19 protein-coding genes are annotated in these 20,156 nt (G+C 64.3%); 5 read left to right on the forward strand and 14 right to left on the reverse strand.

What is annotated here, in order from left to right; genetic code table 11:
- Positions 1-3: 3 nt before the first annotated feature.
- From KYE46_RS13740 to KYE46_RS13750, 3 genes are read left to right on the forward strand one after another with little or no spacing between them, the layout of a single operon-like run.
- Positions 4-756 carry a glycosyltransferase family 2 protein gene (locus tag KYE46_RS13740; protein ID WP_219001235.1) on the forward strand — a complete coding sequence of 251 codons (753 nt, stop codon included), beginning with the start codon at positions 4-6 and terminating at the stop codon, positions 754-756.
- A gap of 2 nt (positions 757-758) precedes the next feature.
- Positions 759-1,076 carry a lipid-A-disaccharide synthase N-terminal domain-containing protein gene (locus tag KYE46_RS13745; protein WP_219001237.1) on the forward strand — a complete coding sequence of 106 codons (318 nt, stop codon included), beginning with the start codon at positions 759-761 and terminating at the stop codon, positions 1,074-1,076.
- Positions 1,073-2,698, forward strand: a complete 1,626-nt coding sequence (locus KYE46_RS13750; RefSeq protein WP_219001239.1) for an ArnT family glycosyltransferase — start codon at positions 1,073-1,075, stop codon at positions 2,696-2,698. Before KYE46_RS13745 ends, KYE46_RS13750 begins: the two co-directional genes overlap by 4 nt.
- Positions 2,699-2,712: 14 nt before the next feature.
- Here KYE46_RS13750 and KYE46_RS13755 read toward each other — a convergent pair whose 3' ends face one another.
- The 10 genes from KYE46_RS13755 to KYE46_RS13800 all read right to left on the reverse strand — a co-directional run bounded on the left by KYE46_RS13755 (position 2,713) and on the right by KYE46_RS13800 (position 13,365).
- The gene (locus KYE46_RS13755; protein ID WP_219001241.1) at positions 2,713-3,726 is read right to left on the reverse strand and encodes a Gfo/Idh/MocA family protein; all 1,014 of its coding nucleotides are present in this window, start codon (positions 3,724-3,726) and stop codon (positions 2,713-2,715) included.
- A gap of 15 nt (positions 3,727-3,741) precedes the next feature.
- Complete coding sequence (locus tag KYE46_RS13760) at positions 3,742-4,866, reverse strand: Gfo/Idh/MocA family protein (RefSeq protein ID WP_219001243.1); 1,125 nt, start codon at positions 4,864-4,866, stop codon at positions 3,742-3,744.
- Positions 4,863-5,936 (reverse strand): Gfo/Idh/MocA family protein, encoded by a 1,074-nt coding sequence (locus tag KYE46_RS13765; protein WP_219001245.1) that lies wholly within the window; start codon positions 5,934-5,936, stop codon positions 4,863-4,865. Before KYE46_RS13765 ends, KYE46_RS13760 begins: the two co-directional genes overlap by 4 nt.
- A gap of 2 nt (positions 5,937-5,938) precedes the next feature.
- Positions 5,939-6,967, reverse strand: a complete 1,029-nt coding sequence (locus KYE46_RS13770; protein ID WP_219001246.1) for an ABC transporter permease — start codon at positions 6,965-6,967, stop codon at positions 5,939-5,941.
- Complete coding sequence (locus tag KYE46_RS13775; RefSeq protein WP_219001248.1) at positions 6,964-7,902, reverse strand: ABC transporter permease; 939 nt, start codon at positions 7,900-7,902, stop codon at positions 6,964-6,966. The genes KYE46_RS13770 and KYE46_RS13775 overlap by 4 nt, the downstream gene beginning before the upstream one ends.
- Positions 7,899-9,389 carry a sugar ABC transporter ATP-binding protein gene (locus tag KYE46_RS13780; protein WP_219001250.1) on the reverse strand — a complete coding sequence of 497 codons (1,491 nt, stop codon included), beginning with the start codon at positions 9,387-9,389 and terminating at the stop codon, positions 7,899-7,901. The genes KYE46_RS13775 and KYE46_RS13780 overlap by 4 nt, the downstream gene beginning before the upstream one ends.
- 98 nt (positions 9,390-9,487) lie before the next feature.
- On the reverse strand, positions 9,488-10,504 hold the full coding sequence (locus tag KYE46_RS13785) for an ABC transporter substrate-binding protein (protein ID WP_219001252.1): 1,017 nt from the start codon (positions 10,502-10,504) through the stop codon (positions 9,488-9,490).
- A gap of 48 nt (positions 10,505-10,552) precedes the next feature.
- Positions 10,553-11,467, reverse strand: coding sequence for a sugar phosphate isomerase/epimerase family protein (locus KYE46_RS13790; RefSeq protein ID WP_219001254.1), 915 nt, complete (start codon positions 11,465-11,467; stop codon positions 10,553-10,555).
- 2 nt (positions 11,468-11,469) lie between these two features.
- On the reverse strand, positions 11,470-12,630 hold the full coding sequence (locus KYE46_RS13795) for a Gfo/Idh/MocA family protein (RefSeq protein ID WP_219001256.1): 1,161 nt from the start codon (positions 12,628-12,630) through the stop codon (positions 11,470-11,472).
- Positions 12,631-12,639: 9 nt separating this feature from the next.
- A complete protein-coding gene (locus KYE46_RS13800) occupies positions 12,640-13,365 on the reverse strand; it encodes an SDR family NAD(P)-dependent oxidoreductase (RefSeq protein WP_247716839.1) in 726 nt (241 codons plus the stop codon).
- Positions 13,366-13,503: 138 nt separating this feature from the next.
- Here KYE46_RS13800 and KYE46_RS13805 point away from each other — a divergent pair, with 138 nt between their 5' ends.
- Complete coding sequence (locus KYE46_RS13805; RefSeq protein WP_219001258.1) at positions 13,504-14,529, forward strand: LacI family DNA-binding transcriptional regulator; 1,026 nt, start codon at positions 13,504-13,506, stop codon at positions 14,527-14,529.
- Here the strand turns inward: KYE46_RS13805 and KYE46_RS13810 are convergent.
- Both KYE46_RS13810 and KYE46_RS13815 read right to left on the reverse strand, forming a co-directional pair.
- Positions 14,526-15,263, reverse strand: a complete 738-nt coding sequence (locus tag KYE46_RS13810; protein WP_247716840.1) for an oxidoreductase — start codon at positions 15,261-15,263, stop codon at positions 14,526-14,528. The two genes, KYE46_RS13805 and KYE46_RS13810, sit on opposite strands and share 4 nt — an antisense overlap.
- Entirely contained in the window at positions 15,260-16,333 is a 1,074-nt protein-coding gene (locus tag KYE46_RS13815) for a fatty acid desaturase family protein (protein WP_219001259.1), read from the reverse strand. Before KYE46_RS13815 ends, KYE46_RS13810 begins: the two co-directional genes overlap by 4 nt.
- 453 nt (positions 16,334-16,786) lie before the next feature.
- On the opposite strand from KYE46_RS13815, the gene KYE46_RS13820 reads away from it, so the two are divergent.
- Positions 16,787-17,083 (forward strand): DUF6455 family protein, encoded by a 297-nt coding sequence (locus KYE46_RS13820; RefSeq protein WP_247716979.1) that lies wholly within the window; start codon positions 16,787-16,789, stop codon positions 17,081-17,083.
- 2 nt (positions 17,084-17,085) lie between these two features.
- Here the strand turns inward: KYE46_RS13820 and KYE46_RS13825 are convergent, their stop codons facing one another.
- Both KYE46_RS13825 and KYE46_RS13830 read right to left on the reverse strand, forming a co-directional pair.
- The gene (locus KYE46_RS13825) at positions 17,086-18,039 is read right to left on the reverse strand and encodes a dihydrodipicolinate synthase family protein (RefSeq protein ID WP_219001264.1); all 954 of its coding nucleotides are present in this window, start codon (positions 18,037-18,039) and stop codon (positions 17,086-17,088) included.
- Positions 18,036-20,144 (reverse strand): xanthine dehydrogenase family protein molybdopterin-binding subunit, encoded by a 2,109-nt coding sequence (locus KYE46_RS13830; protein ID WP_219001265.1) that lies wholly within the window; start codon positions 20,142-20,144, stop codon positions 18,036-18,038. The genes KYE46_RS13825 and KYE46_RS13830 overlap by 4 nt, the downstream gene beginning before the upstream one ends.
- Positions 20,145-20,156 lie beyond the last annotated feature (12 nt).

Genomic DNA, 20,156 nt, shown 5'->3' on the forward strand with positions numbered 1-20,156 from the left:
AGGATGACCACCCCCCGGTTCGCGATTGCGATCCCCATGTTGAACGAAGCCGATGCGGTGCCGCTTCTGCTTGGCGGCTGTGTCGCCGCTGTTGAACCGCTCGGCACGTTCGAGATCTGCGTGACCGACGACGGCTCGACAGATGGTACCGGGGCGGCTCTGGAGGCCTTCGGCGCGGCGCATCCGGTGGCCAATCTCACGATCATCACGCACCCCACGCCCGCCGGCCAATCCGCTGCGGTTCATGCGGCGGTGCGCGCGGCCCGGGCGCCGATCATCGCGACCCTTGACGGCGACGGCCAAAACCCGCCGGAAGAGCTTCCGAAACTTTTGCAGGCCCTCCTTGACGGGCCGCCGTCCCTCGGCCTCGTTGCCGGCCAGCGCGTGAAGCGGGACGACCCTCTCCACAAGCGGCTCGCCTCGCGGGCGGCAAACACGATCCGCGGGATCCTCCTCAAGGACGGCACCCGCGATACGGGCTGCGGGCTGAAAGCCTATCGCCGCGATGCCTACCTCGCCCTGCCGTACTTCAACCACATGCACCGCTATTTACCTGCGCTTTTCCAACGGGATGGGTGGGATATCGCCCATGTCGACGTGACCCACCGACCGCGCGTTTCCGGTGCCTCGAAATACACGAACCTCGGTCGCGCCATTGTCGGCGTGTCGGACCTCTTCGGCGTCGCCTGGCTGATCCGGCGCAAGCGCAAAGTTCAGCTGACTGACACGGTCATCTCACGACCGGAGGACCGTTAACCATGGAAAACTGGATCTTCGATCTCTTCAATATCGACACCTGGCTCGAGTTCTGGTGGGTGACCTTGGGCTTTCTCGCGCAGGCGGTCTTCGCCTCGCGTTTCATCGTCCAATGGATCGCGTCCGAGCGTGAGGGCCGCTCCTATGTGCCGGTCTCGTTCTGGTATCTCTCGATGTTCGGTGGGGTCCTGATGCTGGCCTACGCGGTGTATCGGCAGGACCCGGTCTTCATCCTCGGACAGGCCACGGGTGTCATCGTCTACGCCCGCAACATCGTTCTGATCCGGCGAGCCGACCGCGCGGACAATCCGACGGCATGAGCTTTCTGACGGCCCGCGCAGCGCCACTCTGCGTGTTGTTTCTGGCGCTCCTTAGCTTCGGGATCGGCTTGGCGGAACTGCCGGTTCAGGATCGGGACGAAGCGCGTTTTGCGCAGGCCGCGCGACAGATGGCGGCGAGCGGAGACCTGATCGACATTAGGCTGCAGGATGCGCCGCGTCACAACAAACCCGCTCTGATCTATTGGGCGCAAGCGGCTGCGGTTGCATTGATCGGGGTCTCGGGTGAGACGCCAATCTGGGTGCACCGGCTGCCGTCCTATTTGGCCGGCGCCTTGAGCGCGTTGGCCCTGATCTGGGCCGGCACGCCGCTCATCGGACGGCGCGCGGCGATCATCGCCGGGATCATCTGCGCCACGGTCTATATGCTCCATGCCGAGGCGCGGACGGCGAAAACCGATGCCGCGCTGCTGTTGTCGGTCGTTCTGGCCATGGGGGCCTTGGCGCGGCTCTGGCTCGATCCTCTCCGACAATGGTTAACGCCATTGATCTTCTGGACCGCGCTCGCGGCCGGCTTCCTGTTGAAAGGCCCGGTGATCCTCCTGCCGGTCACGGGCGCGATCATCTGGACCTCTGTTCAGTTCAAGGATGCCGCATGGCTCCGGCGCCTCCGCCCCCTGCCCGGCTTTGTCTGGTTCTGCCTCCTCGTCGCGCCGTGGTTCATCGCGATCAGCCTCGTGACCGATGGCGCCTTCTGGTCCGCCTCCGTCGGGAGCGACTTGAGCAACAAGATCACCGCGGAGGGAGAGCACGCAGGCTCCCCCATGGGCTTCTACCTGCTGACCGTTTGGCTCACCTTCTTTCCGTGGAGCATCATGATCCCACCGGCCCTCATGCTCGCATGGCAGACCCGGCGCGACCCAAAGACGGCATTCATGCTCGGTTGGCTGATCCCCGGCTGGATCGTTTTCGAAGCCGTACCGGTGAAGCTCATCCATTACACGCTGCCGCTTTTCCCGGCGCTCATGTTACTCACCGCCGCGATGCTCTCCCGCGCAATGGAGGGCGACACGTCATTGCGTCGTTGGACCCTGGGCGTAGGCACCTTGGGTTGGTTAACTGCGTTAATCTTCTTCGCGAGCGTCGCCTTCATGGCCCCCGTCAGCTACGGCGACGGTATCGATGCATGGGCCAGCATCGGCACAGCGTTTTTCACCATCGCAGGTCTTGCGGGACTGTTCTGGATATGGCGCGGCGCTATCCCGAGGGCGATTGCCGCGCTCGCGCTCAGCGGCCTGGCCCTCGGCTGGTCGCTCACCGCGGCCTCCCTCCCCGCGGCCCGATCTTTCTGGATTGCCGATCAGCTGGTCGACGTCACCGCGAGCTTCCCGTGCTTGCAGGGACCCGTCGCATTGGCAGGCTACGCCGAGCCTTCCGCCGTCTTCCGGCTCGGGACCGACACGATCCTGACCGATGCCGAGGGGGCACTGGCCTACCTCGAAGGCGGAGAGAACCGCGCGGCATGGATCGACCCGGCGCTCACGGAAACTTCGGAGGATCGCATCCTTGTCGAAGGTATCTCGATCGGGAACTTCCGGCCCGTCGCCTTGCAGCTCTTCGTCTCGCCGGGCGTGCCCGCCACCTCCGATCTTTGTGCCGACTAGCGAATGTTGTCGCGTTAGATCGCGACCCTCTGGCCGCTCCGGATACTCTCGTCCGCCGCAAGAACGATCGCCAGCGACCGCACCGCGTCGTCCATATGACGCGTGAGGTCGAGATCCTCGGCGATGGCGCGGCGCATGAAGGCCTGCTCCGCATCGCAGAGCTCCTGATGGCCGGGCTCCCCCTCGAAAGCGATCAACTCATCACCGGTCGGACGGTGCACCAGAACACCGCCAACCTTCGTATGCCCGTCGATATCTGCGCTCTCCGCCTTGTCGGCTTCGGTGATCGAAACTGACCCCTTCGGGCTGATCACATCCTTCACGAAGAACGCGGTTTCCGACATCATCGGGCCCCACCCGGCCTCGTACCAGCCGACCGAGCCGTCCTCGAATAAGACCTGTAACTGCCCGTAATTGTACATGTCCTCGGCGATCTCGTCGCTGAGGCGCAGCCCCATGCCATGCACCGCCACGGGTTTCGCGTCGGTGATCTGGCACCAGACATCGACGTAGTGAACGCCGCAATCGACGATGGGTGAGGTGGTTTGCATGAGCGCCTTATGCGTCTCCCACTCTGCCCCCGTGGATTGCTGGTTCAGGTTCATGCGGAACACGTAGGGGCCGCCGAGGACGCGCGCTTCTTCGATCAACCGCATCCAACTGGGGTGGTGCCGCAGGATGTAGCCAACGGCGAGCTTGCGGCCCGTCCGGCGGGCCGTCGCAACGACCCGTTCGGCATCCTCAACGGTGGTCGCGAGGGGTTTTTCAACGAACACATGGGCGCCCGCCTCCATCGCGCGGCACGCCAGATCGGCGTGGCTGTCGGAGTAGGTCGCGATCACCACGAGGTCGGGGCCAAGCGCCATCCCTTCCTCGAAGGTCTTGATCAACGGGTAGCCCTGCAGCGCCTCGGGCAAGTCGCGGGCGGAGCGGTTGACGAGTCCCACGATCTCCACCCCATCGGCCGCGTGATGGGCAAGGGCATGGCTCTGCCCCATGTTGCCGAGGCCCACGATAAGTACCCGCATCCTTGCCGCCATTTTCTAGCTGTCCAACCGGCTTGCTTCGCCGATCTCGACCTCGCGTCCGGTCATGCGGGAGCGTACGGCCGCGAAGGCCATGGCGAGGCTGCGCAGGTTTTCAGCCGCGCCGTTCGATGGCTCGCGGTCCTCTTCGATGGCGCAGAGAAGCTCTCCCATCGTGCCCTTGAACCCATCGTTGAACCATTGCCCTTCCAGCTTCGGGCGCGCGATGCCTTCAGCTGTCGTCAGCGTCACCACCTGCCGGCTCAGGTCCGGCCCGTCCGACACCAGCGAACCTTTGGTGCCGCCGACGAAGGCCGTGTCCCGCGGCCCTTGGGGCATACCGCCGTCGAACACGACCGATGCCTGCCCGCCCTGCACGCGCACCATTGCCTGCGCCAGAAGCGGCACCTTGTTGGCCTGTCCTGCGCCGTGGGTCGCCTGCGCGAACACCGCCTCCGCCCGTTCGCCGACGACGGAGTTCACGAAGTCGAACCAATGGACGCCGAAATCATAGAGGATCAGGTCTTCGATCGCGTCAAACGGCGTGCCGGCCGTCCAGCCATGGTTCCAATGGACCGCCAGATGGACCGAGAGGATATCGCCAATATGCCCGGCCCGCGCGGCCTCCCGCATGTAGGAGAAATGCGGCGCCCACCGGCCGTTTTGGTTAACGGCGAGCTTCACGTCCCGGTCCTGCGCCAGCTTCACGAGGCCGATGCCCTCGTCGAGGTCGGTCACGAAGGGCTTCTGGCTCAACACATGCTTGCCGGCCTTCAGGGCGGCCCGGATGATCTCGGTCCGATGTTCCGGGTGCAGCGTGATGTCCACCACATCGATGTCGGAGGACTCGAGGATCGATTTCCAGTCGTCCTCGATCCGCGCGCCCGGGCAGAATTCCGCGGCCTTAGCCTCGCATTTCGAGGGCGTGCGGTTCCACATCGCCGCAACTTCCCAACCGGCATCGCGATAGGCGTCGAGGTGCGAGCCGGAGATGCCGCCGGTCCCGATCATCCCGATGCGGGGCCGGTAGTTTTTCGGCATGGGCGGGCGGTAGGCCACGTCAGGCGCGTCGATCACTGGCAGATCGGCAGCTTTCAGGGCGTAGCTTTCGAGATCGCCTGCGTCTTGGGTGGCATCGCTCATGGCAAGAGCTCCAATGTCCGTTTTTGCGCGGCCGCGGCAGCGGCGGTGTCCACAATCCGTTGCGCCGTAAGGCAAAGCGCCGGATCGAACGGCCCCTCGGGCGCTTCGCCATTCTCGATCAAATCGATGATATAGGCAATCGCGTCGGCGCGCCCCTCGGGCAAGGGATCGACCGCGATCTCGTGCTTTTCAGGCCGCGCGCGGGTCTGAACGGTGACGGTCTGCGCGTAGTCCGGGCTGCTGATGGTGCCATCGCTGCCGACAAAGACAAAGCCGCAGGTGGGTTGCGGGTTCTCCGTCCATGGATCGGTGAACGTGCCCCACCGCGTCTCCATCTTGCTGAGACCTCTGGCGTATCGAACCACCGCGATGGCGTGCTGATCAACCTCGATGCCCGGCGTGTCATCAACGCTGCACGTGACCTCCAGCGGCGCTTCGCCACCCATGTACCAGGTGCCGAGAGTCGCGCCGTAGCCCATGTAATCCAGAAGGCTGCCCCCGCCTGACGCGGCCTTGTACCACCAGCTGTCGGGCTTCTGGGCCTCTACCTCCTCGGGCGAGACTTCGACCTTGTCGGCAAGGTGGAACAGCGGGCCGCGGTTGCCGTCGTAGAAATGCACCTCGCGCAGCTCGCCGATCATGCCCTCATCGATCAAGCGCTTGGCGGTCAGATGCGATTCCACCCAAGCCAGCGGCCAGTTGATCGACATGATCTTGCCGGTCCCCTCCATCGCCGCGATCATCCGGCGCGCGTTGTCGGCGCTGTCGGCGAAGGGCTTCTCCACGTGGATGTGCAGCCCATGCGGGGCCAACCGCTCGGTCATCTCGGCATGGTCCGCCGTGGCGCAGCAGAGGATGGCGAGGTCGTAGGGTCCGGCGGCCATGCAGGCGTCAAAATCGGTGAAAAGCGCCTCCTCGGGGACGTTGAACGTCTCGGCCGCGCTCTGCATCTTGGCGCGATCCGGGTCGTAGAGTGCCGCAATCTCCGCGTTGGGATGATTGTCCACCAACCGCAGCAAATCGCCCATGTGCATATGGTCGAAGCTGATACCGACAACCTTGTAAACCATGGTTAACGAGCCCCCGTGATACGTACGTATAATGCTGTGACAAGCAGGATGATCAGGCCGAAGAACGCGATCCGTGCGCCTTCGGGCATTTGCAGAAGGGTCAGCATCGTGTCGATCACCCGCAGGATCAAGGCCCCGACGATTGCGCCCGCAAAGCTGCCGCGCCCGCCGAAGATCGACGTGCCGCCGATCACCGCCGCGGCGACGCTCGGCAGGAGCAGCGGGTTGGCCAAGGAGAGGGAGGGCGTGCGGATCATGCCAAGGTAGAGCAGGCCCGCCAGCGCCGCGATCAGCCCCGAGAGGGCGTAGAGCGCGAGGTAGACCTGCCAGCCGCGCACCCCGCTGAGCTTGGCCGCCGCCTCGTTGGAGCCGAGCGCAAACAAGAGCCGCCCGAAGCCGGTGAACCGCATCAGGTAGAGCACCGCCGCCGCGAAGGGCACAAAGACAAAGAGCCCGTTGGGCATGCCCGCCGTGCGCCCGGTGCCGAGCCAGACCAGCGTCTCGGGGATCAGCGTCCCAGTGGAGATCACGAAGCGCTGGTAGACCTGAAGGCATCCCGTGGCGATCAGCCCGGTGCCAAGCGTCATGATCAGCGGATGCACCCGGACGATGCCGACACCGAAGCCGTTGACCAACCCCGCGACGACGCCAGTGCCGAGCGCGATCATTACCGCCGGCGTCACGCCGATCAGGGGCGCCAACGTCGCACAGACGAAGGCGGAAACCGTCGCGAGGATGCCCGCGCTCATATCGATGCCGGCGGTTAACATCGTTAACACCTGGCAGGCAGCCAGCATCGCAAGGGGGATGGCGAACTTGATCAGGTTGCCGACCCAGAAGGTGGAGATGATGCCGTCCCGGCCTGCGCGAAACGGCGTGACGATGCCGGGGCGCATGATCTCGAGCACGACGACGAGAAGCAGCAGGAAGGCGATCAGGGGAATGACCGGATTGTCCGCGAGATAACGCCCGAAGCGCTTGAAGCCCGTCTCGACAGCCGCGTCGGCGTGGATGCGTGGTTGCTCGCTCATCCGCGCGCCCCCCTGTAGGTTAGAACTGCGCCGAGCATCACGACCGCGACCATGATGACGCCCTCGACGATGGTGGTCACGTTGGGATCAACGGCTGCGAGCGTCAGGATCGTGCGGATGATCCGAAGCACGAAGACGGCGATGATTGGCCCGAGCAATCCGCCCCGCCCGCCGCCAAGCACGACACCGCCAAGCACGACCGCCGCGACGGAAGCCAGAAGGTAGGGGCCGGGCACAGGCTCGCCGATGCCGGTTAACATGATTAACGAAAGCCCGCCCATGGCCGAGAGAAGCCCCGCGAGCCCATAGGCGGTGATCTTGGTCCAAGCCACGTTGATGCCGGATCGGAAGGCGGCCAGTTCGTCCGAGCCCACGGCGTAGATCGACAGCCCCAGTTTCGAGCGCCGGATCGGCAGCCAGACCAGCGCGACAGCTGCCGCCATGAAGATCAGCGCATTCGGCACACCGGGGATCATCGCGCCAGAGATCAGTGACCGCAGACCCGGCGCAACCGTGCCGCCCGGTGACGTGAGGATGAGGAGCGCCACCCCTTCCCACACGAAAAGCATCGCCAGCGTCACGACGATATCTGGCACCCTCGTGACCACAATCAGCGTGCCGTTGATCGCCCCCATGACCAGACCCACGACGAGGGTGATGGCGACGGCAGGCACGACGCCCATGCTCTGCATCAGCACCGCCGCCGTCACCCCGCAGACCGCCATCATCGAGGCGATGGAGAGGTCAATGCCGCCCACGATCACGACAATTGCCATGGCGACCGTGGCGAAGGCAAAGGGCAGAGCGGCGCGGGCGAGGCTTTCCAACCCCGTCGCCCCGAAGCTCGGCTGGATCAGCTTGGTGACGATCATCAGGACCGCCAGCAACAGGACCAACCCGAGGGTCCAGGCGTGTTTTTGCAATCGACGGTTCATGACGCGGCACTCTCTTCGGTCAAGCCGTAGGCGGCACGCATCAGCGCCTCTTCCGAGGCATCTGCGGCGTCGATGACGTCCACGACGCGACCGTTGAATATGACGATGGCGCGGTCACAGGCCAAGGGGACCTCCTCCAATTCCGAGGTGTAGAACAGCACCGCTGCACCCTGCTCGGCGAGCTCGCGCACCAGCGGATAGATTTGCCGCTTGGTGCGAACGTCGATGCCTCGCGTCGGGTCGAACAACAACAGTGTCTCGACCCCGTGAGCCAGCCAGCGGCCGATGGTGACCTTCTGCTGATTGCCCCCGGAAAGGCGCTGAACCTCGCCTTGGGCACGGGTGTCAATCTGAAGCTTTTCAATGGCATGGTCCACGCGCTGCTTCTCGTGACGGCCCTTCAGCGGGCCCCAATCCCTGATGCGGGCCGAGAACGGCAAAGCGATATTCTCCCGCACCGAGCGTTCGCGCAGCAGCGCATGGGCGCGGTCGCCGGGCACGAAGCTCAGCCCCGCGGCGATGGCGTCGGCAGGGTGGCCGAAGTGCATCGGCGTGCCGTCCACCTCCAGCGTGCCCCCGGTGGGTTTCACATGGCCGGAAAGGACGTCGAAGACCTCGTCCTGCCCCTGCCCCTCCAGCGCGACGACGCCGAGGACTTCGCCGGGATAAAGCTCGAAAGAGACATTGCTGACCTTGGGTGCGATGGCGATATCGCGCGCCCGCAGGCGCGGCACGCCGGTGTTGACCCGCGCCGCGCCGGCCTCGCGGCGGTCGAGGCTCAATTTTGCGCCCAACATCAGCTCGACGCAGCGATCCTCCACCCCGGGCTCGATCTTAAGCGCGCCCACGGTCTTGCCGTCGCGCAGCACCGTGGCGCTGTCACAAAGCTCGGCTATTTCGGTAAAGCGGTGCGAGATGTAGATCACCCCGCGCCCCTCATCGGCCTGCGTCCGCACCACGCGCAGCACGTTTTCCACGAGGTCCGTGGGCAGCGCGGCGGTCAATTCGTCCAGCAGAAGCACGTCCGGCTCGCTTGCCAGCGCCCGCGCCAGATCGAGAATGCGCAAGGTCGCCAGCGGCAGATCGGCGATCATGTCATCCATCCGCACGCCCTTGATGCCAAGCTCGTGCACCCAGTGCAGGAAAGCCTCTCTGGGCGTGTCACCAAGGCGCAGATTGTCCGCCACGTCGAGATCCGGGATCAGCGAGGGCTCTTGGTAGACCGGCACGAGGCCCGAGCGACGGGCCTGCGCGGGAGAGCCCACATGCGCCTCCTCGCCGCGGATCAGGACCCGTCCGGCGTCCGGCTTCAACGCGCCGGTCAGGATTTTCACGAAGGTCGATTTGCCCGCGCCGTTGGCCCCCATGAGGGCCACGACTTCGCCCGGCGCGACATGCAGGCTCGCGTCGGTCAACGCCCGCACCGCTCCGAAACTCTTGGCGACACCTGTTGCATCCAACAACGTCGCTTGCTCTGTCCCGCCCATGAAGCCTCTGATCTTGTTCGTTTCTTTGCAGCTCACCGAAGTTGCCCCCCGGTGAGCCGCGTTCTGACACGGCCGCTTGCGGGCCGACTGTTTTCGGATCAGCCCTCGCAGGCGATGATCTCTTCCATCGAGTAATCGGTCCAGCCGGGGATCGAGACGGAGACCGGCCATTCGGGGTCCAGATCGGGGTTCAGAGCCCCGGCAATGGTCTCCTGACCTTCAGGCGTGGCGTTCTCCCACAGCACCGGATCGACCAGCACCGTGGTCTCTTCGGGTGCGTTGCCGTTCAGGATGTCCACCGCCAGCGCGATGCCCGCACCGCCGACAGAGCCGGGGTTGGTCACTGCCGCGCCGGTGAAGCCTTCGATGTCGTTGAGGTATTGCACGAAGCCCGCGTTATCCGCGCCGACGATCGGCACAAGCGGCGCGCCGGATTCGACGAAGGCATCCACGATCACGTTGTCGATGCCGGAGGTCCAGACGCCGTCGAAGGGAATGCCGGTGGCGAGGAAGTCAAACATCTGCTGCTTGCCCTGATCCTGTTGCCAACCGGTAAAGACCTCATGGACGACGTTAACGTTCGGATACTCCTCAAGGGCCCGGCGGAAGCCGTTGTCGCGGTCCGTATCCGCCGACACACCCGCGATGCCGCGCATGTAGACAACGTCCCCTTCGCCGCCGATTTGCTCGAACAACCAACGCGCGCCGAGGTAGGCGTATTCTTCCTGGTTGTTGGACAGGATGTAGGCACCTTCCGCCGAGACGCCTGCATCAACGGCCACCACGACGATGCCGGCCTCGATGGCGGCGTCGAGCGCCGAGTTCAGCGCGTCGGGGTTCGCAGGGTTGAGCACGATGGCATCGACTCCCGCTTCGATCAGGTTGTTGAGGTCTTCGAGCTGGCCTGCCGCATCCGTGTTGCGGTGTGCCACGATGAGGCTTTCCACGTCACCTTCGGCGGCCGCCTGCGCGCGCATGGCGCAAATCATCTGCTCGCGCCAACCGTTGCCCTGGACGGTGTTCGAGACGCCGATGGTGTAATTGCCATGGCCGTCCGCGTAGGCTGCCGGGGCCATCATGGCGAGCGCTGCGGCTGTTGTCAGAAGTTTCTTCATTGGTCTCTTCTCCCTTTGGTACTTAGTAATTACAAATACTTACGGCGACTACTTGATGTATGGCGCCAGCACGTCGCGGGCGAGCAGGAAGCCGCGCTTCACGCGGTCCTCCGTGCCCTCGAAATCCCGATCCTCATGCTCGATGATGACAGGTCCGTCATAACCGGCACGGTAGAGGCCCGAGAAAAACCCGCTCCAATCCACGTCTCCCAAGCCGCAAAGGCGTGGTATCTGCCACCCCATGCCCGTGGACATCGTTCCGTTTTCATACAGCCCGTCGTGGTCGATCATCACGTCCTTGGCGTGAACATGGGCCATCTGCCCCCCGAACTCCTTGATGAACCGGGTCTGATCGATGAACTGCCAAATCAGGTGTGACGGGTCGAAATTCATGCCGACCGCCTCTCCCCATTGTTCGAAAATGCGGCGCCAGATCTTTGGGCTGTAAGCGATGTTATGCCCGCCGGGCCATTCGTCATAGCTGAAAATCATCGGGCAATTTTCAAAGCAGAGGCGCACGCCGGACGCTTGGGCGTGGGCGACGATCGGGTTGAAGATTTCGATCGCGCGGGCCCAGTTATCATCGACGTTCAGGCTGCGATCGCCGCCGATGAAAGTGTTAACAACCGGCACCCCCATTGTGCCTGCCGCCGTGATGACCTTCATCAGGTGGCCGATGACCTCTTCACGATGCGCCGCCTCTGCGTGGAGAGGATTGGGGTAATATCCGAGGCCAGAGATGCTGACGCCCCGCTCGGCGAGCCCCGACTTGATCTCGTCACCCCGGCTTTGCGACAGGCCGTCCACATCGATATGCGAGGTGCCCGCGTAGCGTCGTTTCTCGCCCCCGGACGCGGGCCAGCACGCGACTTCCAGCGCAGAGAAACCGTTGTCGCCCGCCCATTGGCCTACGTCGAGCAGGTCCATGTCTTCCAGTGGCGCGGTAAGAATTCCAAGTTCCATGTTTATCCCTCGACCTCGTCCAGACGCACCCACCGCTCTTCCCGCGCGGACATGACGACCGCATCGCAGAAGCGCATCTCGTAATGGCCATCCTCGAAGGTGGCCCAGGTGCTGTTTTCCTGCCGCTCTCCCACTTCAACGTCGGCATATACCGCGCGGAAAAAGTTGAAGAAACTGTCGGCAAAGCCTTCCACGTGACCGGGCGGCAGAGCCGCCGCCGCGACGCCTGCCTCGTTCATCAGCGTGAAGTCCCGCATCAGGGTTTCGTTGGCGCGGTCGCGGTGGCCGATGAACAGGTGGTCCGGCGTCTCACTGTCCCATGCGGCCGAGGCCTTGGCCCCCGCCACGTCCCATTGAAGCGAGTTCTTGCGGCCCATGTTGATCTGCGAGGTCGACATCACCCCCCGCGCGCCGTTCGGGTAGCGGATGACGATCATCGCAGCATCGTCGGTGGCGATTTCGACGGTCTCTGTCGTACCGGCGGCGCTCGAAAAGGTCTCGACGGGGCCGGTCGGCTTCTCGCGCTCGGGGATGAAGGTCGCGAGCTCGGCCATCACGGCCTCCGCCTTCAGGCCCGTCACGAAGCTGGTGAGGTCGACCCAATGGGTGCCGATATCCCCGACCGAGCGCAGCGCACCCCCCTCGTCCGCGTCCAGGCGCCAGTTCCAATCCGTCGGTTTGGCCAACCAATCCTGATGGTAGTGGCCTGAAACGAAACGGATATCGCCAAGCTCCCCCGCAGCCACCATGCCGTGGGCCTGTTGGTTCAGGGGGTAGAACCGAATGTTATAGCAAACCGCCGCGACCTTGCCCGAGGCGCGCGCGACCTCGACCATTTCGGCGCTCTCGGCCGAGGTCATCGCGAGGGGCTTTTCGCAGATCACGTGCTTGCCGGCCCGCAGAATGGCCAGAACCTGCGCGTAATGGGCGTGGTTCGGCGACGTCACATGAACGACGTCGACGGTGTCGTCGGCCAACAGCTCGTCAAGATCAGCGTAGGCCTTGGGCACCCCCATCTCGGTCGCGCGTTGCGCGCCGCGGGCGGCAGATGATCCCAAGACACCACGGACCTGCACGCCCAGACGGCGCAGCGCCTGCGTGTGGACGGTTCCGATGAAGCCGGTGCCCACGACCGCGGCGCCTATGGCTGCGAAATTCGTCATAAGGTCCTCTCAAGCAACAGAATATCCTCCATCAACCGGGATGGTGACCCCGGTGACAAACCGCGCCGCGTCGCTGGCCAGAAACAGCGCGACGCCTGAAACATCGTCGGGCTGCCCCCACCGCTTCATCGGGGTCCGCGCCTCGACCCGTGCGGTGAACTCCGGGTCTGTCCGGGCGCGCGCCGATTGCTCGGTCACGATAAATCCCGGCGCGATGGCGTTGACGCGGATGTCATCATCGGCCCAGGCAATCGCGAGCGATTTCGTCATTTGCTCCACCCCCGCCTTGGAGGCGCCATAGGCGGGGTTGAGGGGCGAGCCGAAGCGCGCGTACATCGACGCGACGTTGATCACGCAGCCCCCCTTCAGCGCCGCGTGCAACGCATCTGCACAGCGCAGCGAGCCCGTCAGGTTCACGTCCAGCACATGGGCGAAAAACGCCGCGTCCATCTCGGCCCCGCGCTTGGTGATCGCGGCGCAATTAACCAAGACGTCCAGCTTATCGACACCCTCTGCGAAAGCTTGCACCGCGTCCGTGTCCGTCACATCGAGCTGCGTGTATTCGAAGCCCTCGTCCGCCAGCGGCTGATCTTCCACACCGGTCACGCGCACGCGGGCGCCCGCGTCGCGAAAGGCACGTGCGATCGACGCGCCGATGCCGCCACGGCTGGCACCGACGACAACCACGTCGCGCTCGCGCGGCTCCGCGCTCATGTGGACAACCGGGCTTGTCACAGCCTCTCCCCTCCGCTCCCTGATCCCGCCGACGCCGCTTTCGCGAACTTTTCCCTTTGTCGGCGATGAAATCGATTACATACTCGAACCACGCGGGGATTCGAGTCAAGACACAATCCCTCATTTTGGCGGAGACTTATGGCTTCCAGAAACGCGACAATTCAGGACGTGGCTCGCGCGGCCAAGGTCTCTACGGCGACGGTGAGCCGGACGCTGTCGAACCCGGCCGTCGTCTCCGAGGCGACGCGCAAGGCGGTGTTGGAGGCGGTTCGAAGCACTGGTTACCAGGTAAATCAGGCCGCGCGTAACCTGCGGATGCGCCGTGCGGGCGCTGTGTTGATCCTCGTCCCGAACCTTGGAAAACCCTTCTATTCCGAGATCTTGCAGGGCATCTCGGACGGCATCGCGGGAAGCGATTATGCGGTTCTCATCGCCGATACGGAAAGCCGGCCCCTTGATGACGGAGAGCTTGCGGGCAACTTCACCTCCGGCCGCATTGACGGCGTGGTTTCGCTCGATGGAGGGCTGAGCCCCGCCACCCTCGATGCCTGTCGTACTGCCGGCGTCGACGAACGCATCGTCTTTGCGTGCGAATGGGTCGATGGCTACGCATTCCCGTCGATCCAGTCCGACAACGCCGAAGGCGCGAGATTGGCGATCCAGCATCTCTATGCTCTGGGCCACCGCAAGATCGCGCATATCACCGGACCCGAGGGCAATGTTCTGACCGGCGTGCGGCGCAGGGGAATGCTGGAAGAGCGCAGCCGGTTGGGGCTGCCGGCGCGAGAGGATTGGATTATCCGGGGCGACTTCTCGCTTGAATCGGGGCGAGGGGCCGCGCAACGGATCATCGCGATGGAGGACCGTCCCACCGCCGTTTTCTGCGCGGCGGACATGGTGGCATTCGGCCTGATCGCCGGGCTGAAAGCAGGCGGTTTGCGGGTGCCCGAGGACATCTCGGTTGTGGGCTTCGACGACATCGACATGTCGGCCTTCTACGTGCCGGCGTTAACCACGATCCGGCAAGACCGGGTGCGCTTGGGACGCACCGCTGCCGCACGTCTGTTGCAATGCCTCTCTGCCACTGAGACGCCGGTGCCCCCCGTGGAAGAGCTGCTGCCGGTCGAACTGGTGGTCCGCGACTCCACGGCGCCGGTGGCCTAAGGAGCGGCGCCCGGCACCCATTGTTCGAGGTCGATACTTACACCGCTCATCGGGGCCGAGGCGTCGGACAGCATCCACACCGCCTGCGCCGCGCATTCTTCCGCCCTGATGAACCGCCCCAAGGGCTGTGCCTGTCCCTGCCTCTCCAGCCACTCCGCGCCCTTGTCCGCGTGAATGGCGCGCTCCGTCTCTGTCGCGACCCAACCGAGGTTAATGCCGTTAACCCTTATGCGATCGGCCATATGTGCTTGCCCCGCGTTCTTGGTGAGGGTCTGCAACCCACCCTTGCTCGCCGCATAAATCGCCAGCTCCTCGATCCCGCAATGGGCGTTGACGGACTGAATATTGACCACCGCGCCCGGCGCCTCGCGCTTGCGCAGATGCGCAATCAATGCCGCCATGAGGAAGAAGGGCGCGCGGAGGTTAACAGCGATGATCGCGTCGAAACGCTGCACATCTGCATCCGTGAAAGACGCCCGCGTGGTGAGCCCGGCGGCATTGACCAGCCCGTCGACCTGCCCCCACCGGCCAATGGCTTCGGAGAAGATCATTTCCGGCGCGTCCGGCAAGCCAAGATCTGCCACGATGCCGCCGGGCACGGGGTCGCGGTCCACACCGATCACCTCGGCGCCGGCTTTCACGCAGGCCTCCGCTATCGCCGCGCCGATGCCGCGCGCGGCGCCGGTGACCAGCAGGTGTTTTCCCGTCAGATCCGCCACGACAGGTTCGCTCATCCCGCTTCGGGCAAGGCATCCTCGCCGTGCAGCTCTTCACGGTAGGGCCGCGCGCCGGGCGGCAGTTCCTTGCGATGGAAATGCCCCGGCTCCTTGCGCTGTCGCCACAGCGCGCCGAGCATCTCTCGGTAGGCGGCGGCGATGGAAGGATTGGCGGGCGGCAGATCATCCTTGATCAATTCGTGGAGCTTGGGCAGCGCATGATAGGGCACCATCGGAAACATGTGATGTTCGACGTGGTAGTTCATGTTCCAGTAAATCCACTGGCTGACCGGGTTCATCAGAACGCTGCGGGAGTTCAGACGATGGTCGAGCACGTCTTCCGCCAAGCCCCCGTGCTGAAGCAACCCGGTCATGACCATGTGCCACGCGCCGTAAATGCGCGGCCCGCCGATCAGGACGAGAGGCAGCAGCGACCAGCTTACCAGCGCGGCCAGCACAGCCGCCAGATGGATGCCGACGAAGATCCGCGCCCAGAAGGCGACCTTCGGCACCTCGCTCTCGGGAATGTAATCCGCCTCGTCTCCATTCACCTGCCCGAGTGCCTGCCGCACAAGAATGGCGAAGTGCTGGAACACGTCGGGGATGCCAATGAAGGCCAGCGCCTTTCGCGCGATGTCGGGCGGACGCATCATCGCAATCTCGGGATCGCGCCCGACGATGATCGTATCCGTGTGATGGCGCGCGTGGCTCCAGCGCCAGGCGACGGGATTGCGCATGACCATGAAGCTGGCGAGGATATAAACCCAGTCGTTCTTCCACTGCGTCTTGAATGCCGTGCCATGACCACACTCGTGCCAGCGACTGTCGCAGGCGGAGCCATAGAGCACGCCATAGACGGCGAAAAACGGCACGCACCACCATGTGCCCCATGTCAGGACACCGGCAAGAGCCGTCACCACCATCAGGCCGATCCATAATACCGTGTCACGGGTCGCGGGCGCGTCGCTGCGGCGCATCAATCCTTTCATGACCTTGCGCGGCACCTCTGAATGGTACCATTCGGCCGAGGCCAATCCCAATTCCACCGCCCGCGCGCTCTCGGTTCCGTTAAGTGAGTAATCGCGCATGAAAATCCTCCCAGAATGCTCGCAAAGTGTGAGCCTTCGCGCGGGGTGTCAATCTCAAGGAAATGACGCTCACGACTAAATCGCGGATACCTGTACACAACCACACATGTATATTTTTTTCTCTCGAGGGTATTGCCTTCTGATTAAACGATAAATAACTTTGAAGGAGACTTGGAATCTTGGTCAGCGGCAAATTCTAGAGGCGCCGTTGATCTTTTTCTCAGTCCATGCGGGCGCAGCGCGTCCATACGGCAAGACGCAGGACGCGTCCCTGAAGCTTCGGCTTTTGACGCATCTCTCTTTAGCTGCCGATCCCTATTCGGTGCGACGACATAACTCCGTTGGCGACGCCTCGCCTGCGGATGCTGACCTGACGCCGACTATACGGCGCAAGGCGCCCGACACGCGCGTAGAAAGCGCCAGAGAAGAAGGAGGAAGAGCCCCGTGTCGTCAATGGAATTCAACGGCCGTTCTACCTCTGCAAGGCTGGCAGACCTCATCGACAAACCGGACTCCACGCCGTTCGAGCGTCGGACCGCGCGCAGCGTGGCCCATGCAAAGAACATGGCTCGGGCGCTGAACGTCGATCTCTTCGACGAACGCTATCGCGGGCGGTTCAAGGAGATCGTTCAGAATTGCCTGATCTGCGCGCATCATGCGGATTGCGGCAACCGGGTCACGATTGCCTCCGTCACCGATACCCCCCCGGCCCTTTGCCGGAACAAGGGGGTCTTCGGGCGCAAGGCCTAGGCTCAGACCTTCAACCCGCTCGCGGCAAAGGCCGCCCGCGTTGCCGCTTTTTCGGCCTCAGTCAGGTTCAACATCGGCGCCCGCACGCCACCCCCGACTTGGCCCAGAAGCTCCTGCCAGTATTTGCCATGGGCCTGTGGCTTGTCCGCCGGTTTCGTCTGCTTGAAGGCGGTGCGGACCGGGTCGAGGCTATCGCGCACGCGCCGCGCCTCGGCGAAGTTCCCCTCGAAGGCCAGTCGTGTGTATTCGTTCATCCGCTGATCCACCTTAGACTGGATCTGGTAGGGCGGTGAGGAACAGAGGTAGAGCTTCCAGTTCAGCTCTTCGATGTTGTCGAGCCACGCGCTTTCATCGGCGGTTGATACGTGGATCTTGTCTCCGGCGAGTTGCGTCAATTCAACATACAAAGGCCGCGGGACGGAATATTTGATCGCGACGATGTTCGGCAGCTCTGCAATCCGGGCGCAGAGTTGCGGTGACATCAGGTAGCCGCTGTCGGGATGGCTCCACATCGCGATGCCGATGTCGACCCGCTCGCACAGTGCCTTGTAATACTGGTACAGGATCTCGTCCTGATTGCTGACGAAATGCAGCACCGGCGCGTGGACCACGACGTAGTCGGCGCCGCAGTTCTGAGCATGCAGGGCCAGCTCCACCACCGTCTCGAAGTTCTGGTCGGAGGCCGAGAAGATCGTGCCGGCCTTCGCGCCGCATTCGTCGACGGCGATCTCGATGTTCTGTTTGCGCTCCTCCAGGGTCATGGAGAAGAATTCACCCTGCTTGCCGGCAATGAAAAACCCCGCGATCGACAGATCATCGATCCAGTGCCGGATGTTCGAGCGGAAGCCTTCCTCGTTGAATGAGCCGTCCTCCCGCCATGGGTTGAGGCAGGCGGCCCAGATGCCCTTGAAGTGTTCCTGCGCGTGATCTTTCGCGTCCATGCGGCTGTATTTCATGTGTTTTTCCCTTCGGCGTCGCGGATAGCGGACCAGATTTTGCAAGGTGTGAGCGGCATGTCGAGGTCGGTCACGCCGATTGGTGAAAGCGCGTCCAGCGCTGCGTTGAGAAGTGCGGCGGGCGCCCCGATGGTGCCGGCCTCCCCCACCCCCTTGGCGCCCAGAGCGTTGAAGGGCGAGGGATGATGCGTCGTGTTGATATCGAGGTTGGGCATGTCGGCGGCACGCGGCAGGGCGTAGTCCATCAGGCTGCCGGTCAGAAGCTGGCCGTCGTCATCGTAGTGAACCGCCTCCATCATCGCCTCGCCGAAGCCCTGAGCGAAGCCGCCACGGATCTGACCTTCGACGAACGCCGGGTTGAGGATGCGGCCCGCATCATCGAGGCAGGTGGCCTGCGTGATCTCGATCGCACCGGTATCGCGGGCGATGTCGAGCGCCACGATATAGACGCCATAGCCCCAAGCCTGACCTTCGTTCTCGTAGCGTACGTCCTCCTCCAGCGGCAGGGGTTCCCCCGCCAGACGCCGCGCGCGGAGACGCTCGCAGGCCACGAAGACCGCGCTGCCGCCGATGGCCGTGCTGCGAGAGGCGACCGCGCCGATCCCTTCGGGACAGCTCCCGGTATCACCCTGCAAGACCGCGACCGCCTCCATCGGCACATCAAGGAGCTCCGCGGCGATCTGCGCATAGCCGGTCTCGCGTCCCTGCCCCTGGCTGGACGAGCCGCTGGCGACCGTCACCCCCGCCTCGGTCCAAGTCACGCGCGCCGTCTCGAACCCTTCGCCCGAAGGCTCCAGATAAAAGGCGACGCCGATGCCCGAAAGCTGCCCTTCGGCACGCTTGCGGTCACGTTCCGCGCGCAGGGCGTCGTAGCCAGCGGCTGCGGCACATTTCGACAGCACCTGAGGATAATCCCCTGAATCCAGCAGGTTGCCTGTTGCCGTACGCAGAGGCAGCGCGCCCGGCGCTGCGAGGTTGCGCGCGCGGATCGCAATGGGGTCAAGACCCGTGGCACGCGCGGCTTCGTCGACGAGGCGCTCCATCAGGCAGGCCGCCTCGGGCCGTCCGGCCCCGCGATAGATGCTCATCGGCGCGCGGGCATCATGGACCGCGCGGGTCTCGATATCGACGCTTTCGATCTCGTAGCCGCAAGGCAGGACACGGGCCGCGTTCCAAGCCGGGATCAGGGCTGAATTCGCGAGCCAAGGCCCAACCGGCGCCGTCACCCGGGCGTCCAGCGCAAGGAAATCGCCCTCTGTCGAGACGGCGAGCCTGCCCGCTGTCGCCAAGCCGCGCCCTTGGGTGGCCGAGAGAAACTCCTCGCTCCGTGTCGCGCACCAGCGCACCGAGCGCCGGTGTTTGAGCGCGGCCCAGACGGCGAAGACCTCCTCGGGATAGAGCGAGGCCTTCATCCCGAACGCACCGCCCACGTCCGGCGCGATCACGCGGAGTGTCTCGACCTCCACATCCAGAATTTTCGCCAGCTCCAATCGCGCGCGGTGCGGCGTCTGCGAGGAAAGCCAGATCGTCAGCCCCTCTTCGGCCCACTCCACCGCGATTGCGCGCGGCTCCAGCGAGGATGGCGCGAGCCTTGGGTGGCGCACCTCGACCTCCACCACATGGGCTGCCTGCGCGAAGGCCGCTTCGGGGTCGCCCGTTCGCCACGTCCGCTCGGCGACCGTGTCATCGGCCGGCGCCTTGGACGGCTCGATATCGACCCACAGCGCCTCCGCCCCGTCCAGCGCCGCGTGGGGCGTTTCTGCCAGCACCGCGGCTACCGGCTGTCCCAGGCCGCTCACACGCTCATGGGCAAGGATCGGGTAGTTGGCCGCCTTGCGCATCGTCAGCACGGGATTGACCGACAGCGCGCCCAAGCCCGCCACGTCCTCGCCCACATGCACGGCCACCACACCGGGCACCTCCAACGCATCCGCCGTGTCGATGCTGGCGAGATCTCCCCGCGGTTCCGTCGCCCGCGCAAAGCTGAGGTGCAGGGGATTGGTCAACGCGACGTCGCCTACGTAAAGCCCCTCGCCCCTCAGCCGAAGAGCGGCGCGACGATCCACCGGCGATGTGCCGATCAGGGAGGCAGGACGATCAAACATGTTGCCGAAATT

The organism is Gymnodinialimonas ceratoperidinii, assembly GCF_019297855.1.
In the GTDB taxonomy this organism is placed as follows: Bacteria; Pseudomonadota; Alphaproteobacteria; order Rhodobacterales; family Rhodobacteraceae; genus Gymnodinialimonas; species Gymnodinialimonas ceratoperidinii.

What these genes read in the sequence shown, in the direction of transcription:
- KYE46_RS13820 (WP_247716979.1), top strand. Translation starts at nt 16,787, where the DNA reads ATGGAATTCAACGGCCGTTCTACCTCTGCAAGGCTGGCAGACCTCATC.
- KYE46_RS13795 (WP_219001256.1), bottom strand. Translation starts at nt 12,630, where the DNA reads ATGACGAATTTCGCAGCCATAGGCGCCGCGGTCGTGGGCACCGGCTTC.
- KYE46_RS13830 (WP_219001265.1), bottom strand. Translation starts at nt 20,144, where the DNA reads ATGTTTGATCGTCCTGCCTCCCTGATCGGCACATCGCCGGTGGATCGT.
- KYE46_RS13750 (WP_219001239.1), top strand. Translation starts at nt 1,073, where the DNA reads ATGAGCTTTCTGACGGCCCGCGCAGCGCCACTCTGCGTGTTGTTTCTG.
- KYE46_RS13765 (WP_219001245.1), bottom strand. Translation starts at nt 5,936, where the DNA reads ATGGTTTACAAGGTTGTCGGTATCAGCTTCGACCATATGCACATGGGC.
- KYE46_RS13775 (WP_219001248.1), bottom strand. Translation starts at nt 7,902, where the DNA reads ATGAACCGTCGATTGCAAAAACACGCCTGGACCCTCGGGTTGGTCCTG.
- KYE46_RS13785 (WP_219001252.1), bottom strand. Translation starts at nt 10,504, where the DNA reads ATGAAGAAACTTCTGACAACAGCCGCAGCGCTCGCCATGATGGCCCCG.
- KYE46_RS13740 (WP_219001235.1), top strand. Translation starts at nt 4, where the DNA reads ATGACCACCCCCCGGTTCGCGATTGCGATCCCCATGTTGAACGAAGCC.
- KYE46_RS13745 (WP_219001237.1), top strand. Translation starts at nt 759, where the DNA reads ATGGAAAACTGGATCTTCGATCTCTTCAATATCGACACCTGGCTCGAG.
- KYE46_RS13770 (WP_219001246.1), bottom strand. Translation starts at nt 6,967, where the DNA reads ATGAGCGAGCAACCACGCATCCACGCCGACGCGGCTGTCGAGACGGGC.
- KYE46_RS13810 (WP_247716840.1), bottom strand. Translation starts at nt 15,263, where the DNA reads ATGAGCGAACCTGTCGTGGCGGATCTGACGGGAAAACACCTGCTGGTC.
- KYE46_RS13815 (WP_219001259.1), bottom strand. Translation starts at nt 16,333, where the DNA reads ATGCGCGATTACTCACTTAACGGAACCGAGAGCGCGCGGGCGGTGGAA.
- KYE46_RS13755 (WP_219001241.1), bottom strand. Translation starts at nt 3,726, where the DNA reads ATGCGGGTACTTATCGTGGGCCTCGGCAACATGGGGCAGAGCCATGCC.
- KYE46_RS13805 (WP_219001258.1), top strand. Translation starts at nt 13,504, where the DNA reads ATGGCTTCCAGAAACGCGACAATTCAGGACGTGGCTCGCGCGGCCAAG.
- KYE46_RS13825 (WP_219001264.1), bottom strand. Translation starts at nt 18,039, where the DNA reads ATGAAATACAGCCGCATGGACGCGAAAGATCACGCGCAGGAACACTTC.
- KYE46_RS13760 (WP_219001243.1), bottom strand. Translation starts at nt 4,866, where the DNA reads ATGAGCGATGCCACCCAAGACGCAGGCGATCTCGAAAGCTACGCCCTG.
- KYE46_RS13790 (WP_219001254.1), bottom strand. Translation starts at nt 11,467, where the DNA reads ATGGAACTTGGAATTCTTACCGCGCCACTGGAAGACATGGACCTGCTC.
- KYE46_RS13780 (WP_219001250.1), bottom strand. Translation starts at nt 9,389, where the DNA reads ATGGGCGGGACAGAGCAAGCGACGTTGTTGGATGCAACAGGTGTCGCC.